Annotated in this window: 16 protein-coding genes; 9 read left to right on the forward strand and 7 right to left on the reverse strand. The window is 40.7% G+C overall.

What is annotated here, in order from left to right; genetic code table 11:
- Positions 1-697 precede the first annotated feature (697 nt).
- Both MKY17_RS12570 and MKY17_RS12575 read right to left on the reverse strand, forming a co-directional pair.
- On the reverse strand, positions 698-997 hold the full coding sequence (locus MKY17_RS12570; protein ID WP_144553643.1) for a spore coat protein: 300 nt from the start codon (positions 995-997) through the stop codon (positions 698-700).
- Positions 997-1200: a hypothetical protein gene (locus MKY17_RS12575; protein ID WP_098371985.1), complete on the reverse strand. Its 204-nt coding sequence runs from the start codon at positions 1198-1200 to the stop codon at positions 997-999. The genes MKY17_RS12570 and MKY17_RS12575 overlap by 1 nt, the downstream gene beginning before the upstream one ends.
- Positions 1201-1389: 189 nt before the next feature.
- Between MKY17_RS12575 and MKY17_RS12580 the strand changes: the two genes are divergently transcribed.
- Genes MKY17_RS12580 through MKY17_RS12590 form a run of 3 tightly spaced genes read left to right on the forward strand, consistent with a single transcriptional unit; the run spans position 1390 to position 3132 of the window.
- Complete coding sequence (locus MKY17_RS12580; RefSeq protein WP_061463532.1) at positions 1390-1605, forward strand: hypothetical protein; 216 nt, start codon at positions 1390-1392, stop codon at positions 1603-1605.
- Between the two features lie 12 nt (positions 1606-1617).
- A complete protein-coding gene (locus tag MKY17_RS12585; RefSeq protein WP_048682441.1) occupies positions 1618-1980 on the forward strand; it encodes a spore coat protein in 363 nt (120 codons plus the stop codon).
- Positions 1981-1995: 15 nt separating this feature from the next.
- Positions 1996-3132 carry a zinc-dependent alcohol dehydrogenase gene (locus tag MKY17_RS12590; protein WP_056519699.1) on the forward strand — a complete coding sequence of 379 codons (1137 nt, stop codon included), beginning with the start codon at positions 1996-1998 and terminating at the stop codon, positions 3130-3132.
- A 445-nt stretch (positions 3133-3577) separates the two neighbouring features.
- On the opposite strand, the gene MKY17_RS12595 is transcribed toward MKY17_RS12590, so the two are convergent.
- Both MKY17_RS12595 and MKY17_RS12600 read right to left on the reverse strand, forming a co-directional pair.
- Positions 3578-3790, reverse strand: a complete 213-nt coding sequence (locus MKY17_RS12595; protein WP_162258151.1) for a topoisomerase C-terminal repeat-containing protein — start codon at positions 3788-3790, stop codon at positions 3578-3580.
- A gap of 122 nt (positions 3791-3912) precedes the next feature.
- A complete protein-coding gene (locus MKY17_RS12600; RefSeq protein WP_057215460.1) occupies positions 3913-4578 on the reverse strand; it encodes a GntR family transcriptional regulator in 666 nt (221 codons plus the stop codon).
- A 603-nt stretch (positions 4579-5181) separates the two neighbouring features.
- Here MKY17_RS12600 and MKY17_RS12605 point away from each other — a divergent pair.
- The 5 genes from MKY17_RS12605 to MKY17_RS12625 all read left to right on the forward strand — a co-directional run bounded on the left by MKY17_RS12605 (position 5182) and on the right by MKY17_RS12625 (position 12153).
- Positions 5182-6624, forward strand: a complete 1443-nt coding sequence (locus MKY17_RS12605; RefSeq protein WP_098371988.1) for an aldehyde dehydrogenase family protein — start codon at positions 5182-5184, stop codon at positions 6622-6624.
- An 18-nt stretch (positions 6625-6642) separates the two neighbouring features.
- Positions 6643-7848 carry a hydroxyacid-oxoacid transhydrogenase gene (locus tag MKY17_RS12610; RefSeq protein WP_339202027.1) on the forward strand — a complete coding sequence of 402 codons (1206 nt, stop codon included), beginning with the start codon at positions 6643-6645 and terminating at the stop codon, positions 7846-7848.
- A 109-nt stretch (positions 7849-7957) separates the two neighbouring features.
- Positions 7958-9202: an iron-containing alcohol dehydrogenase gene (locus MKY17_RS12615; RefSeq protein WP_286177088.1), complete on the forward strand. Its 1245-nt coding sequence runs from the start codon at positions 7958-7960 to the stop codon at positions 9200-9202.
- A gap of 133 nt (positions 9203-9335) precedes the next feature.
- Positions 9336-10631: an MFS transporter gene (locus MKY17_RS12620; protein WP_098371991.1), complete on the forward strand. Its 1296-nt coding sequence runs from the start codon at positions 9336-9338 to the stop codon at positions 10629-10631.
- A 58-nt stretch (positions 10632-10689) separates the two neighbouring features.
- Entirely contained in the window at positions 10690-12153 is a 1464-nt protein-coding gene (locus MKY17_RS12625; protein ID WP_098371992.1) for an NAD-dependent succinate-semialdehyde dehydrogenase, read from the forward strand.
- A gap of 341 nt (positions 12154-12494) precedes the next feature.
- Here the strand turns inward: MKY17_RS12625 and MKY17_RS12630 are convergent, their stop codons facing one another.
- The 3 genes from MKY17_RS12630 to hxlA all read right to left on the reverse strand — a co-directional run bounded on the left by MKY17_RS12630 (position 12495) and on the right by hxlA (position 14547).
- The gene (locus tag MKY17_RS12630; RefSeq protein WP_063593819.1) at positions 12495-13211 is read right to left on the reverse strand and encodes a 3-ketoacyl-ACP reductase; all 717 of its coding nucleotides are present in this window, start codon (positions 13209-13211) and stop codon (positions 12495-12497) included.
- Between the two features lie 137 nt (positions 13212-13348).
- Complete coding sequence (hxlB, locus tag MKY17_RS12635) at positions 13349-13906, reverse strand: 6-phospho-3-hexuloisomerase (RefSeq protein WP_339202030.1); 558 nt, start codon at positions 13904-13906, stop codon at positions 13349-13351.
- 8 nt (positions 13907-13914) lie between these two features.
- Positions 13915-14547: a 3-hexulose-6-phosphate synthase gene (gene hxlA / locus MKY17_RS12640; protein ID WP_098371994.1), complete on the reverse strand. Its 633-nt coding sequence runs from the start codon at positions 14545-14547 to the stop codon at positions 13915-13917.
- 208 nt (positions 14548-14755) lie between these two features.
- On the opposite strand from hxlA, the gene MKY17_RS12645 reads away from it, so the two are divergent.
- Positions 14756-15121, forward strand: coding sequence for a winged helix-turn-helix transcriptional regulator (locus MKY17_RS12645; RefSeq protein ID WP_095394856.1), 366 nt, complete (start codon positions 14756-14758; stop codon positions 15119-15121).
- Positions 15122-15302 lie beyond the last annotated feature (181 nt).

Below are 15302 nucleotides of genomic sequence, written 5' to 3' on the forward strand. Positions count from 1 at the left end.
TTGGTAAACGATTGCAGGGCTCAAGGTTATCTATTATCAATATACCGATGCAGTAATAACTGGATTGTGAAAAGATGAATTTGGTTTGCTTCTAGGGATTGAAGAAATAACCGAATAAAGCCAGCTGGCATAATAGAGTTTGTCACTCCTGCAGCGAGGAAAAAATATTCTATAGTCAGTATCAGATTTAATTGTAGATGAAAACAAGAAAATGAAAATTATTTATTTAGATTCGAAGATTAAGTGCAAGGTAAAGTTTAGAAATTATACAAAGGCAGGCTTGCTCCGCATTGCTGTCTTATATAATCAAATAAAATAGTGAAGGTGATTTTACTTTGTCTATAGAAAATCCAGAAGGTAATTATTTATGACCACGAAGATTATCCTGACGTTAGTCGTCGCTATGACAATTTCGGTAAAGCTTAGTTTGAAAGTTCGGTTAAATATATTCGTAAATGCAGAGAGTTTGGCATGAAGAAATCGATTTAACCCTATTAAGAAAGAAGTAAAATTAGTTAAAACACAACAGCTTATAGATTGGATCATCTACATTACCATTATCCCCCTGTTTTGCTAAGGACTTTCTATAATATACTCCTAAAAAAGCAATGCATCTCAAGTTCGAGAAATTCATTGCTTTTTTCCATTTGCCCGTACCTCTGTGTAATCTGTCTGTTTTCACATCCATGAGTTGACTTTATTGTTGAGGAAGGTTTAGGGCTGTATTTGCTGTATTTATATCAACTTGTAATTGTTCACTTAAATCATGTGGATGATAGTAACCTTTTGAAATCATATAGTTACTTATCTCTCCGTGTCTTTCTACAGCGACACGAAGCTGTTCTCTTAAGGCTGCTTTCAATTCAGGTGTTTTTGTTTCTGTAATGGCAAATGCAATATTTCTAATTCCTGATTTTGCGGATATTAAGAAGTCCGTTGCAATCACCTGATCAGTCATGCCACCCATACCCGCCATATTTTGCAAAAAATTTGTCATTACTGTTCCCCTCGATTCGTCAGAATTTCCTGCAGTTTTTGAATATCTTGTGTTCCAGTACTCATGTCTTTTAATAGAATATTTTGTAGTTCTGTATCCTGCACTAAACTGCTCATTGTAGAGGACTTTGTTAGACAAAGACTCTTGAAAGTTAAAATTTCGTGCGCCTCTAAAGTCTCATGCAGTCCTAAATTTTTAGTCATGATTTTTCACTCCATTTCTTTGAAAATTTACTTACATATCTTTCGTAATACAATAGTTTTTATACATCATCATTTGCAAAGGTAACGTGTATTTTGGGAAATAAACTACCTATCTGTCAATAATCCGTATAACAAACAGATGAACTGGGAAAGGTATTTTTGTTATATATAGATTAGGGAGGTGAACGTATGGAAAATGAAAGCTTGGCATTTCATGAAACCATGGAAACGCATGAAATTTTAAATTTAAAAACAATAGGTTTAATGAGATCAAAATTAATGCAAGGTATTTGCTTTGACAATGACTTAAAAGCATTAATGGAAAAAGACGTACAACAATCTATAGCTGCTATAAACGAGCTAAAGGGTTTTTATACAGAAGCCCGAACAAACTATGAAAAATGAGGTGAAATTTAAATGGAAATGGATTTTTTAGATCCTCAAGGCGCTGAACATATGCCGGAAATGGCTGATTCCTCTTTCGCGCTAGATTTTCTACTCTCTATCAAAAGTGGGATTCATACTTATGGTATTGCATTATCTGAAACAGCGAATCCCGCATTGAGAAAAGCATTGTACCAGCAAATGGAGCAATCTATTGACTTACATGGTGAGTTATCCGATTTAATGATCAGGAAGGGCTGGCTTTATCCGAACGATGTAGGTAAACAGGTGGAATTAGATTTGAAATCAGCCGATATGGCGGTTAGTATCGCTGGAATGAATCTTTTCCCGAATGATACTGACAGACTCGGCATGTTCGCAACGCCGAATAAATAAAGGAGGAAAAGCATCATGAAAGCCGTAACTTACCAGGGCAATAAAAATGTACAGGTTAAAGAAGTTAAAGACCCTAACATCAAAAATTCAGATGATATTATTGTAAAGGTCACTACTTCGGCGATTTGCGGCTCCGATTTGCACTTAATTCATCAATTAATTCCCAATATGCCTACAGATTATGTGATTGGTCATGAGCCGATGGGGGTTGTTGAGGAAGTTGGACCAGGGGTAACTAAGTTAAAGAAGGGAGACCGGGTCATTATCCCCTTTAACGTTAGCTGCGGGAGCTGCTGGTATTGCGACCACGACCTTACAAGTCAGTGCGATAATTCAAATCCTCATGGGGAAATGGGTGGTTTTTTTGGATACTCAGAAACAACTGGTGGGTATGCCGGCGGGCAAGCTGAATATATGCGTGTTCCTTATGGAAACTTTACCCCTTTCAAAATCCCAGAAGACTGCGAGGTAGAAGATGAAAAATTGGTGTTGCTCGCTGATGCAGCATCCACAGCATTCTGGAGTGTAGATCACGCAGGTGTCAAATCTGGCGATACGGTTATCGTTTTAGGCTGTGGTCCTGTAGGTCTACTTACTCAAAAATTCGCTTGGTTTAAAGGGGCGAAAAGAGTGATTGCTGTCGACCATCTCGATTATCGTTTAGAGCATGCAAAAAGGACGAATAAAGTCGAAACCGTAAATTTTGCACAATATGAAAACACTGGCGAATACCTTAAAGAAATCACTAAAGGTGGTGCAGATATCGTTATTGACTGTTCCGGGATGAGTGGCAAAATGACTCCGATGGAATATCTTGCATCGGGTCTTAAATTACATGGGGGAGCCATGGGAGGGATTGTAATTGCGTCCCAAGCAGTGCGTAAGGCGGGAACCATACAAATAACAGGCGTATATGGCGGTCGTTATAATGGATTCCCCCTAGGAGATATTTTCCAAAGAAACGTGGATATTAAAACCGGACAGGCTCCTGTTATTCCTTATATGCCCTACCTTTATAAACTAATATCAGAAGGAAAAGTAGATCCTGGCGATGTTGTAACCCATGTACTTCCAATTGACCAAGCAAAGCATGGGTATGAAGTATTTGATACAAGGACAGATGGATGTATTAAAGTGGTCCTTAAGCCATAATGATGGTTGTTTTCATTTGGAAAAATAGATTTTACAACTATAGATATGGACTATGAGTAAGAAGGGAAGGTATCAAACCCTTTTTTAACTTTTTGGTGTAATTTTTACTTCTGGATGAAATACGCATAGAAGGAGATTTTAGAAAAGTGAACACCCCTGTCTTGAGAGCTACATTTACCTTACAAATTAAGCACAAGAAAAGACGATTTTGCCCACGTTAAGGGAAAATCGTTTTTTTTTGTGCTCTAAGCTATCTTTTTTTCATTAAGGAAAACCCACGACCTACAAAAACTATAAGGGGCAAATTAGTTATAGGGTTTTTGTTATTTTTTACTTTTTTCGTTTGGATTTATCACATATACTTTTTCTTTTCTTTGGAGAACAAAATCAGAAAGGTTATAGCAGTAAGTGGATTCATTCAGCGAATCATTCGGCATATACTCTTTCATAGTAAAATCCCTATCAATTGTGATAGGGATTTTAGTTTGTTATTTTGATTTAGCAAATGTTTTTTTGCAAATTCAAATCCAATCGATCCATCATCTTTCAAAACAAGAGAAGCATCAAAAGGCTTCTTTTCTTTTGCCTTTGGCTTCATCCCTATGATCACACTTGTTTTCTTCTTGGTGCATAAATCTTTCACATGTTTTTCTGTCACTTTCTTTAATGCATTTGAGATGGGAATGTCTGTTTAAATCCACTTGCATATTCCGGAAATTTGATCAAAGCGATTACGATGACTGATATCCGAAGAAGATTATCCTCAATAGCTTCCAAGTATTATCTTTTTGTCCTCTCCAATAAACGATCTATGGAATCCTGTATGTGGCTGGAGATCGCAATCTCGGCTCTGTATACATCCCTTGTCCGGATGGCCTCAATGATTTCCATATGTTCCGATGGTGCGTCCTTTTGGTCGATCTCACCTTTGACGTGATAAAACCGTCCTATATGAAGATGACAGTGCATGCCTTTATATGCTTCAAATAAAAACGGGTTTCCTCCAGCGTTCATGATGGCATGATGAAATTGTTGATCTAAATGAGTAAAATCTAGTATTTTTTTGTTGGAAGCACCTGTGTTTGTGGAAAACATTTCATCTGTAAGCGCGGCCATTTCTTCCGTCACGCTTACATTATTTAAGCGGATAATATTCCGGACCGCATGCGTCTCCAGTAATATCCGGGCCTCTAACATTTTCGCCATATTTTCAGTATCTAATATGTCACTGACCCGATACCCCTTATTTGGTTCTAAGATGACTAAGTTCTCAGAGTTCAGACGAGATAATGCTTCTCTGAGAGGTATGGCGCTAATGTTGATTTCCCGGGTTAAGTGGCTGATATTGATTTTTTGTCCCGGCGATAAATCCCATTCAAAAATCTTTTCTTTTAATAAATTGTAGACATATTCCGTTGTCTCTCCGCGTTCTTTTTCCTTTATCATCGAAATGCCCCTAACTTAAAAAAATTTCTATTAGAACGAGTGTTATTTCATATAGATGTAACAACTTAAATTATTACTGAAGTAGCTTTCTGCTTGTTGCCCTATCAATAAGATAAGGCGAAACCATATTGATATCAAGAATAGAGATTTTATAAGGGGACTCCATAGTTTGCTGGATAGCTACAAAAATATATACTCATTACTGATAATTATATATTATATTCGGTAAGTTTTGTGAGAATTATATATAAAATCATTCGAATTAATATGAATTAATTAATCTGTAGATATTATTTAAAGTCATAAATCCTTTATAAGTAAGGTTTTTATAAAAAAACTGAATCTTTTTAATTTTAAATATTTACATAATCGTATATTATATGATATATTTTTGGAAATGATTACATACTATTTTTGAGCAGGATTATATAAACAACAATAATCAGTTACTAAAGAGTATTGATGGGCAGGCAATATCTTAAGTTTAAAATGGAAGCGCTTTATGCTTGCAGTTTTCTTGATTGAAATTTATTGAATCTATTTAGAAGAAATAACTGTGAAGTTAAAAAAAGTGATCTTTATTTTTCAAAGGAGGAATCTTCAATGAGCACAACGCTGAGCAGAAAAAACACATTTTATGGCCATTTCATAAATGGGCAATGGATATCCGATCAACATACAATCGCTGTTATTAACAAATATAACAAAGAAGAAATTGCCCAGATCGGCAGGGCATCCCGGAAAATTGTTTCTGAAGCGGTGACCAATGCCTTGGAAACCTTTAATACGAGAAAGCTAGATTCCAATCAACGCTACGAGATTCTAATGCGTGCAGCGGATATCGCTAAAGAGAGAAAAGAAGAGCTGGCGATGATTCTGGTTCAGGAGGTCGGTAAAGTATTGAAGGATGCCAGAGGGGAAATCGATAGAGGAATCCAAACGATGATAGCTTCAGCGGAAGAAGCAAAAAGGATTGCCGGTACAGGCGTTCCTTTGGGCCAGTCTGGAAACGACAAAAAGATGGCTTTCACCATCAGGGTTCCTGTTGGAGTTATCGGTGCGATCACCCCGTTTAATTTCCCATTCAATCTCACCATACACAAGGTAGCTCCTGCGTTGGCAGCGGGAAATGCAATCGTGTTGAAGCCAGCTGAAATGACGCCACTCATTGCATGCAAGATCGCAGAAATTTTTTCTGAAGCTGGATTGCCTGCAGGTTTTCTGAATGTGGTTAACGGGTTTGGGCAGGAAACAGGTCAATACCTTTTGGAGGATGAACGAATTGCGATGTTCACTTTTACAGGGAGTCCCGGTGTAGGTCGGCATATTAAGAGCAGTACGGGAATTCGTAAGGTTACTTTGGAATTAGGGAATAACTCCCCAAACATCATTCACAAGGATGTCCATGATTTAGACAGAGCAGTTGAGCTCTGTGTCACACGAGGGTATGTGAATGCAGGGCAAGCTTGCATCTCAGTACAGCGAATCTACGTTCATAGAAATATTTGCGATACGTTTGTGGAGAAGGCAGTCAAGGTGGCACAGGGCTTGAAGGTCGGTAATCCGGAAGATTCTTCCACGGACATTGGCCCTATGATTTCCGAGAAAGAAGCAAGGCGTGCGGAAGAATGGATCCAGGAAGCCAGGCGTCTTGGGGCAAAAGTGGTATATGGAGGGAAAAGGCGGGATTCGATTCTAGAACCTACTATATTAATAGATGTGAAACCGGAAATGAAGGTAGTCTGCCAGGAAGTGTTCGCGCCGGTGATTAGCATCATTCCTTTCGATAGCATCGAGGAGGCTTTCCGTCAGGCCAATGATACGAAGTTCGGCTTACAAGTTGGTTTATTTACATCCGATATCACTTTAGCCATGCGGGCAACACAGGAACTCCATTTTGGCGGTGTAATCATCAATGATGTTTCTACATACCGTGCTGACATTATGCCGTATGGCGGTGTGAAGGACAGCGGAATTGGCAAAGAGGGACCGCATTATGCCATGCAAGAAATGACAGACGAAAAACTTGTCGTCATCAATCTTTAGACTTTGGAGGTAAGGAATATGAGAAATACATGGGATTTTTATTCTACCGAAAGAATCGTATTTGGAAACGGGGCAATCGGGCAATTGGATGTGATCCTTCAAAGATTAAAGGCGAAAAACATCTTACTCGTTACTGACCCAGGGATCAAAAATGCAGGAATCGTAGACAGAATTTCATCGTTGTTGGAACATGCAAATTACGAAACAGTTATCTATGACCAGGTCGTACCGGAGCCTCCGGTAGATTCGGCGATGGATTGTTATAAGTTTGCTAAATCTCAAATGGATATTGATGCAGTAATTGGCCTTGGCGGAGGAAGCAGCATTGATATGGCGAAGATTGTCGCTTTGTTGGTCGCCCATGGCGGACATCCCCTGGACTATTATGGCGGAGAAAACCAGGTTCCTGGACCCATCGCCCCTCTTGTAGCGATTCCGACGACTGCTGGAACCGGTTCAGAAGTGACATCTGTAGCGGTGTTGACCGATGTGGAAAATAACCTGAAAGTTGGTATCTCGGATAATTACCTAAGACCAACCGTTGCTCTACTTGATCCAGAATTAACGTTAGGACTTCCCGCTTATGTTACAGCTTGTTCCGGAATTGATGCTTTGTCACATGCGATAGAGGCGTACACAGCCAAACCTTCTGCATATATCCAGGCAGAAGGTAGCATTTTATTCCAAGGTTCAATCCCCATAAGCGATGCACTCGCCTTCAGAGCCATTGAATTGATTGCAAAAAACCTGCCGCTTGCGGTGCAGCAAGGGAGCAATCTCGAGGCCCGTTCCAATATGCTAATGGGCAGCCTGCTTGCAGGAATGTCCTTTTCAAATGCAGGTACAGCAGCAGCCCATGCATTGGCTTACCCAATCGGAGGACTTGTGAAGTCACCTCATGGAGAGGTGACCGGACTCTTGCTTCCATATGTCATGGAATATAATGCAACTGTAGAAACAGAAAAAATGGTGAGGATTTCCCATGCATTCAATGTGAACTCGGATGGCCTCTCCGATAAGGAAGCCGCTTTGGCTGCTTCAAAAGCTGTGCTTACCTTGCTTGGGGAAATTGGACTGCCTACAAAGCTGACGAAGATTGGGATCAAAGAAGAGGATATTCCCGAAATTGCTGAGAAGACCCTCCAAATCGATCGCCTGATTCGGAATAACCCAAGAGTGCCAACCCAGCACAGTTTAGAAGAATTACTTAGAAAAGCTTTATAGATGGCTTGAAGGAATGGTGTCCCTGGAAGGTTAAGCATCATTCATGATGGATCTGCAGACTGCGGAGGAAAGGGTTTCACTAACTAATAGAATATAAATGGAGAGGAAGATGAAAATGTCTCTTTTGCCTTTTACATATAGTATGCCGACACGGGTGGAGTGCGGTAACGGAATATCTGGAAAAACAGGGGAATTCATTAAGGATTTAGGTGTATCGAGTGTGCTAATCGTAACAGATAAAGGGGTTAGAGGAGCCGGTCTCTTACAAGGCATTGAAAAATCCCTTGCTTTGGCAAACCTTTATTTTGAGATTTACGATGAGGTAGAGCCTAATCCATCAGCTCAAACAATCCAACAGGGGACAGTGTATCTTAAGCAACAAAAGATGGAGGCGGTTCTGGCTGTTGGCGGAGGAAGCAGCATTGACACAGCCAAGGGCATCGCGGCAATGGCTACTAATCCCGGCCATATCCTGGATTATGAAGGAGTTGGTAAGATATCCAATCCTCCGCTCCCGATCATAGCAATCCCGACTACGGCTGGAACTGGCAGTGAAGCTACTAATTCGACAGTGGTAACGAATAAGGACACCTCTTTTAAACTAGGTGTACTTAGTTCTCTTCTGTTTCCAAAGCTAGCTATATTGGATCCTGCCCTTACATTAAATTTGCCTCAAGAGATTACTGCAGCTACTGGTATGGATGCTCTGACTCATGCAATTGAATCTTACACCTCCAAATCTGCCAACCCTGTCAGCAAGGCTTTCGCGATACAGGCCATTAAGATGATCAGTGAAAATTTAACACGATCGTACTTTGTGGGAACGGACATGGAAAGCAGGGAAAACATGCTTGTAGCCTCCCTGTTAGCTGGTGCAGCCTTTTCACAATCCCGCCTGGGTAATGTACACGCCATTTCCCATACATTTGGAGGAGTCTTTAATATCCCGCATGGCATCGCAAATGCAGCACTATTGCCATTCGTCATGAGATTCAACCTGCCGGCATGTGAGAATCAGTATAGAGAAATTGCAATAGCTTTAGGAAGGGATGTAAGCGGTTTATCCAATGCGCAAGCAGCCGAGCAAGCAATCGAAACCATCATCGAAATGAATCGGAGCATGAATATTCCTCTTAATATTAAAGAGCTTGGAGTCTCATTGGATGTTTTGCCGAAATTAGTGGAAGATTCCATGCGAAGCGGTAACGTGGTCGTTAATCCAAGGCTGACGAAGGCATCGGATATCCAACTGATTATAGAGAAGGCTTATGAGGGGGACTTTGAAGGTTTTAATAATGGTAATCGAAATGCAAGCAGTGCAAAAAATTCAGAAACGGCCATCGTGAATGTATAAAAACCATTCAATTTGAAAATCACCTGGAATTTCAGGGGATTTCGAATCAGTTTCCCCTTTTTAACTTTTTTCGGACATATGGATTTCCCGCAGCATTTTTCTACCTGAATATAATTATCTAATGAGGTGACGTATGAAAAAGACCAATGGAAGATGGCTTGTAGTGGTACTCCTTTTCGTCGCAACAACAATCAATTATATGGATAGGGCAATTCTTGGCATTGCAGGACCCTCGATGATGAAGGATCTTTCGCTTTCGGCAGTCGAATTCGGGATATTGGGGTCAGCGTTCTTTTGGTCGTATGCCTTAATGCAGATCCCGGTCGGGGTAATCGTTGATAAATTGGGGGCACGCTTAACGTATTCGATTGCCATCGTTTGGTGGTCGCTCTGTACGGTGTTTACTGGAATGGGACGTTCGCTTGGCGGACTGATCGGTATCCGCGTTTTAATGGGAATCGGAGAGGCTCCAGCGTTTCCAACCAATACGCGCGTTATTTCAGACTGGCTGCCGTCACATGAACGGGGCATTGCAAACGGGATTTTTAATTCTGGTACAGCTATCGGGATTGGCATAACGACACCCATTTTAGCATGGATCATACAGACTTGGGGATGGCAAGCATCCTTTGTGGTAATTGGATCCACCGGTTTTGTATGGCTGGCATTCTGGTTATTCTTTTTCAAAAACCATCCAGAGCAAAGTAAGATTGCAAACGAGGCCGAAGTAGCCTATATCAAAGAGGAGCAAACTCAAACCGAAAAAGCAAAGACACTAAACATCTCACCATTTAAATTCTTCAAATTCAGAAGTGTTTACCCTATGTTATATGGCTTGTTTGCCCATAACTATCTTACTTATTTAATGATGACCTGGCTTCCCACTTATCTTGTAATCGAAAGGCAAATGACTCTTTTAAAAGCCGGATTTTTCACGATGCTGCCTTGGATCATGTCCTTTCTGGGGAATATTCTAGGAGGGGTGTTGTCGGATTTCTTAATTAAAAGAGGCTGGAATTCCATCAAAGCAAGAAAGACTGTTTTAACCATCGGCATGCTTTTTCCATTAGCCATTATACCGACTATCTATACAGACAGCGCCATAATGGCACTTACGTATATCTCAATAGCAATCGGCGGTGAAGGATTGGCTGCGGGCATTCTCTGGGCCACTGTTTCGGATGTTGCTCCAAAGGGTGCGGAAGGAAAGCTTGCAGGGCTGCAAAACTTCGTAGGGAACCTCGCTGGCTGGATAGCTCCAGTCGCAACAGGGATCTTAATAACGAAGTTCAATAATTTCAATATAGCCCTGATCATACCTGTAGTCATTTGCCTTATTGCTGCTGTGGGGTATACCTTCGTTCTTAAAAATGAAAGGATTTCCATTAACACGGACATTGACGGGGGAACTAAAGTTTCAGGACTCTAATCTTTTTGTGTATATAATGAAGCGCTTTGCAAATTCAACGAAAAAAGGAGACATATTCATGCTGAAAACTAGTGGATTAGTCAATTTATCTGAACTGAAAATGTATGTGAACGGTGAATGGACTGCAGCACTTAACGGAGAAACTTTACCAGTAACAAATCCATCAACAGGGAAAGTGGTGGCAAGGATTCCAAATGGAGGACGCCAAGAAACGCATGCGGCCATTGCAGCTGCTGAGGAAGCGTTTAAAACCTGGTCAAAACTGACGGCACAGGAACGCAGTAAATATCTAAAAATATTGCATGACCTTATGCATGAATATAAAGATGAATTAGCAGAAATCATGAGTATGGAAATGGGCAAGCCCTTAACGGAAGCCCGGGGTGAAGTGGATTTTGCTGCAAGCTACCTGGAATGGTTTGCTGAAGAAGGACGCCGGATTTATGGGGAAACGATCCCTGCTTCTGCTGCAAATAAAAGGCTATCGGTGATTCGCCAGCCGATTGGAGTGGTCGCTTCCATTACCCCTTGGAATTTCCCGTTGGCCATGATGACGCGGAAAGTAGGACCTGCCATGGCCGCTGGATGTACAGTCATTGTCAAGCCTGCAAAACAATCTCCTATTAGTGCGTTAGCGTTTGGTAAATTGGTGGAAATGGCGGGAGTGCCTGCTGGAGTGGTCAGTATCGTAACAGGGAGTGCCGGACCTATTTCGGATGAAATTTTTGAAAATCCGGTAGTAAGGAAAATTTCTTTTACAGGATCTACTGAAGTAGGCAAATTGCTGGTTACCAAGTCAGCCCCGCAGCTCAAGAGACTTTCCCTTGAGCTTGGGGGACACGCGCCGTTTATCGTCTTTGAGGATGCTGATTTGGAAGCCGCAGCAGCTGGTGCCGTTGCAAGCAAGTTCAGGAACACCGGACAAACGTGCGTATGCGCAAATCGAATTTACGTCCACCGTTCTGTCATCAATAAATTCTCTGCACTTTTTGTTGAAAAGGTACAAGCTCTAAAAGTCGGAAATAGCATCGATCCAACCGTTGAAGTCGGGCCTCTTGTCAGCAGTGATGGCCTGGAAAAGGTAGAGGAACATGTACAAGATGCCTTGGATAAAGGTGCCAGCCTTCTTTGTGGCGGACAAAGAGTTGAAGGGGAATTGACTGATGGATTATTCTATGAACCGACCGTTCTGGGTGGAGTGAACAAGGATATGCTCATCACATACCAGGAAACATTTGGACCGGTCGCACCAATCATCCCGTTTGATACAGAAGAAGAGGTGATCGAGCTTGCCAACAATACAGAGTACGGGCTGGCCGCTTATTTTTACACACAGAATATAAGCAGGGGAGTCAGGGTATCCGAAGCTCTGGAGTTCGGCATCATCGGATACAACGACGCCATTCCCACCGTTGCACAAGCCCCATTTGGCGGCATGAAAGAAAGCGGCATGGGGAGGGAAGGCGGCCATCAAGGCCTTGATGAATATTTAGAAGAAAAATATATATCGATGGGTTTTTAAAATAGGGCAAGAAAAGGCTTAAGGTGAAGTCGAATCCTTAAGCCTTTCCTTCCGAAGTAATGCACCGTGTCATAGCGATGGCATCAGGTGGGATGGATTAGTTACCTCTCATCGCTTCCAGAAAAAATTAAACAACCTGAGTCCATATCAATATAGAACTCAGGTTGCTTAATTGGTCTTTTTTATTTCTGTCTATTTGACTGGGGTCACTCCACAATACAGAGATTATCTTCTTTAGGCTGCCTAATCCCTTTTTTTAAAATTTCCTTTGCAAAGGGTACACTTTACAACAAGCCTACTTCTTAACCAATATAGACAAGAAGAGACGATCGCTTCTCAAATTAAGGATTAGTTGACCATAATCCTGAAGTCTTTACTAGGACTCTTGGATGAAGCTTTAACCCGGCTACAAGCAGCTCTGCTAAATCCTCTGATTGCATAACATTTTCAGGATTTCCACTAATAAGATTGGTTTCAATGGCCAAATCAGTTGCAACTGTACTTGGTGTTAAAGCCGTTACACGGATATTATGCTTTCTTACCTCTAGCATGAGTGATTCCGTTAGTCCTAAAACAGCAAATTTAGAAGCGCTGTAAGCACTTGTAACAGGTGCTCCTTTTTGGCCCGCAGTTGAGGAGATATTCACAATATCTCCTGATTTTCTTTCAATCATATCAGGTAAAACGGCTCTTGTTACATTATATACACCCATCAAGTTTACTCGGATGATGTTTTCCCATTCTTCAGGAGTTAAATCAAGAAAACCGCCAAATTTAGCTATACCTGCATTGTTGATTAAAATATCAATAGAACCTAGGTCTGATTTGATGTGTTCAACAGCTTGATGAACTGCTTCAAGATCGGCTACATCTGCTGTCGCTGCTGAAACGTTCACATCATATTGCTCTAGTTCCGCGGTTACCTTTTCAAGATTTGACATCGTTAATCCAATCAATCCTAAATGAACTCCTTCTTTTGCTAAAGCAATCGCTGTAGCACGCCCGATTCCTCTGCCAGCCCCAGTAATTAAAGCAGTTTTTCCTTTTAATGAAATCATGCTATCATTCCTTTTTAAAAAATTTTAGAATAATTGTTAATAATAACAAAATAATGTTTTAAAGACTAACCAAAAGACCGCAAAGTTTCTTTAGTATGTCTGCGGTCTTTTGGTTATTACATTCTTAGGACTATGTTTTATTCAAGATTGGCATGTCTGCCATACATATTATTGGTATCTAATCCCTTTTTCTCCATGAATCTCAAGATGACGGCATCATAAAAAAGTAAAAGGGTCTGCTCAAATAGTGAGCCCATTGGTTGGATGGTTTTATAATCGCCCTCTGATTGGTCTTTCGGGGATCCAGGCAATTTAATGGTGATATCTGCTAACTGTCCAATAGTGGAATCAGGGAATATCGTGACAGTTGCAATTTTACCACCAATGCTTTTTGCTTTTTCAGCCAAGGAGACTAAGCTTTTCGTTTCCCCGGATCCGGATCCGATGATTAAGATATCCTCTTTTTCAAAGTTGGGAGTTACAGTTTCACCGATTACATAAGAATCAATTCCCATATGCATCATCCGCATGGCGAAGGATTTGGCCATGAATCCTGATCTGCCTGCACCGGCTACAAAAACTTTCTTTGATTCAAGAATCCCATTAACCAGTTTTTCAGCTTCTTCGTTAGCTATTAAGTCTACTGAACGATTTAGCTCTTTTATGATTTCAGCTAAATATTGAGAAGTCTGCATGATGGATATTAGCCTTGTTTTACTAATTTTTGTATTTGGGCAGCTGTCCCTTTAATATCAGCTTGTCCAGTGATACCTCCACCAACAATGACAAGGTCAGGTTGTGCTTTAATGACTTCCGGAAGTGTATCTAATTTTATGCCGCCTGCTACAGCAGTTTTTGCATTTTTTACAACACGTTTAATGGTTTGAAGGTCCTCAAAAGAATTTTTTCCAACAGCTTGAAGATCGTAGCCAGTGTGCACACAGATGTAGTCGACGCCAAATGCATCCACTTCTTTAGCACGAGTTTCAAGATCTTTCACAGCGATCATATCAACAAGGATTTTTTTGCCTTGTTTTCTAGCTTCTTCAACAGCCCCTTTGATGGACATATCTTCAGCTGCACCAAGAATCGTGATGATATCAGCGCCAGCTTCAGATGCTTTCATCACTTCATAACCGGCTGCATCCATAATTTTTAGGTCGGCTAATACTTTCAAAGAAGGGAAAGCTTCTTTCATTTCTTTAACAGCCCTAAGCCCTTCATTAATAACCACAGGTGTACCGATTTCTACGATATCAACATATTCCTCCACTTGTTTAACCAATTCAATACCTTCTTGAATGTTTACTAAATCCAGTGCCAATTGTAATTCCATTTATCCTTCACTCCTAATAGTATGTTTTAGTTTGTTGCACAGTAAGTATGTCCCTCTGGCACTCAATCATTGCACAGCAAGAAATTCATATCGACTGTACAATGTATCGTATACTAAGTATAATATTTTTGTAAGTACGCACTTTAATTTTACATAGTGTTAAAAAGTATACTATGTGATTTAGGATTTATATTTGGAGGTGGTTTGAATGACAAGGCTACAGAATAAAACATTCAATTGTGAGAAGGAATTGACCCTTTCTGTTATTGGGGGGAAATGGAAGATGCTTGTTTTATGGCACCTAGGCAAGCAGGGGACCAAGCGTTTTGGTGAACTGAAGGCTCTTATGCCGGGCATCACTCAAAGAATGCTCGTTAACCAGCTTCGAGAGCTGGAAGAAGATCTTATTGTTCATCGCGAAGTCTATCCAATTGTACCTCCCAAAGTGGAATACTCTCTGACAGAACAAGGAGAAAGCCTGATGCCGATTCTTGATTCGATGTATAATTGGGGTAAAAATTATATGGAGAATAATGTTGGGGACCAAGTAAAAAGAAAAGAGGATATCAAGTAGAAAAACTATCCCTTCTTCCTTATTCAAAGATGTTTTCTCCTTTTTCTTTACCTTGATATGGTCACGTATCAAATTAAGGTAGAGAAAAGCACAACATTTTATAATCAGTTATTAAAAGCCAAGGTTAGCGATTTTTGTATAGTCGCTGACCTTGGCTTTTTCACATGCACCCGGCATGGGT

Origin of the sequence: Peribacillus sp. FSL P2-0133 (assembly GCF_037975445.1) — a bacterium.
In the GTDB taxonomy this organism is placed as follows: Bacteria; Bacillota; Bacilli; order Bacillales; family DSM-1321; genus Peribacillus; species Peribacillus simplex_E.

Coding starts and splice junctions, on each gene's coding strand:
- MKY17_RS12570 (WP_144553643.1), bottom strand. CDS start 997: ATGACAAATTTTTTGCAAAATATGGCGGGTATGGGTGGCATGACTGAT.
- MKY17_RS12575 (WP_098371985.1), bottom strand. CDS start 1,200: ATGACTAAAAATTTAGGACTGCATGAGACTTTAGAGGCGCACGAAATT.
- MKY17_RS12580 (WP_061463532.1), top strand. CDS start 1,390: ATGGAAAATGAAAGCTTGGCATTTCATGAAACCATGGAAACGCATGAA.
- MKY17_RS12585 (WP_048682441.1), top strand. CDS start 1,618: ATGGAAATGGATTTTTTAGATCCTCAAGGCGCTGAACATATGCCGGAA.
- MKY17_RS12590 (WP_056519699.1), top strand. CDS start 1,996: ATGAAAGCCGTAACTTACCAGGGCAATAAAAATGTACAGGTTAAAGAA.
- MKY17_RS12600 (WP_057215460.1), bottom strand. CDS start 4,578: ATGATAAAGGAAAAAGAACGCGGAGAGACAACGGAATATGTCTACAAT.
- MKY17_RS12605 (WP_098371988.1), top strand. CDS start 5,182: ATGAGCACAACGCTGAGCAGAAAAAACACATTTTATGGCCATTTCATA.
- MKY17_RS12610 (WP_339202027.1), top strand. CDS start 6,643: ATGAGAAATACATGGGATTTTTATTCTACCGAAAGAATCGTATTTGGA.
- MKY17_RS12615 (WP_286177088.1), top strand. CDS start 7,958: ATGAAAATGTCTCTTTTGCCTTTTACATATAGTATGCCGACACGGGTG.
- MKY17_RS12620 (WP_098371991.1), top strand. CDS start 9,336: ATGAAAAAGACCAATGGAAGATGGCTTGTAGTGGTACTCCTTTTCGTC.
- MKY17_RS12625 (WP_098371992.1), top strand. CDS start 10,690: ATGCTGAAAACTAGTGGATTAGTCAATTTATCTGAACTGAAAATGTAT.
- MKY17_RS12630 (WP_063593819.1), bottom strand. CDS start 13,211: ATGATTTCATTAAAAGGAAAAACTGCTTTAATTACTGGGGCTGGCAGA.
- hxlB (WP_339202030.1), bottom strand. CDS start 13,906: ATGCAGACTTCTCAATATTTAGCTGAAATCATAAAAGAGCTAAATCGT.
- hxlA (WP_098371994.1), bottom strand. CDS start 14,547: ATGGAATTACAATTGGCACTGGATTTAGTAAACATTCAAGAAGGTATT.
- MKY17_RS12645 (WP_095394856.1), top strand. CDS start 14,756: ATGACAAGGCTACAGAATAAAACATTCAATTGTGAGAAGGAATTGACC.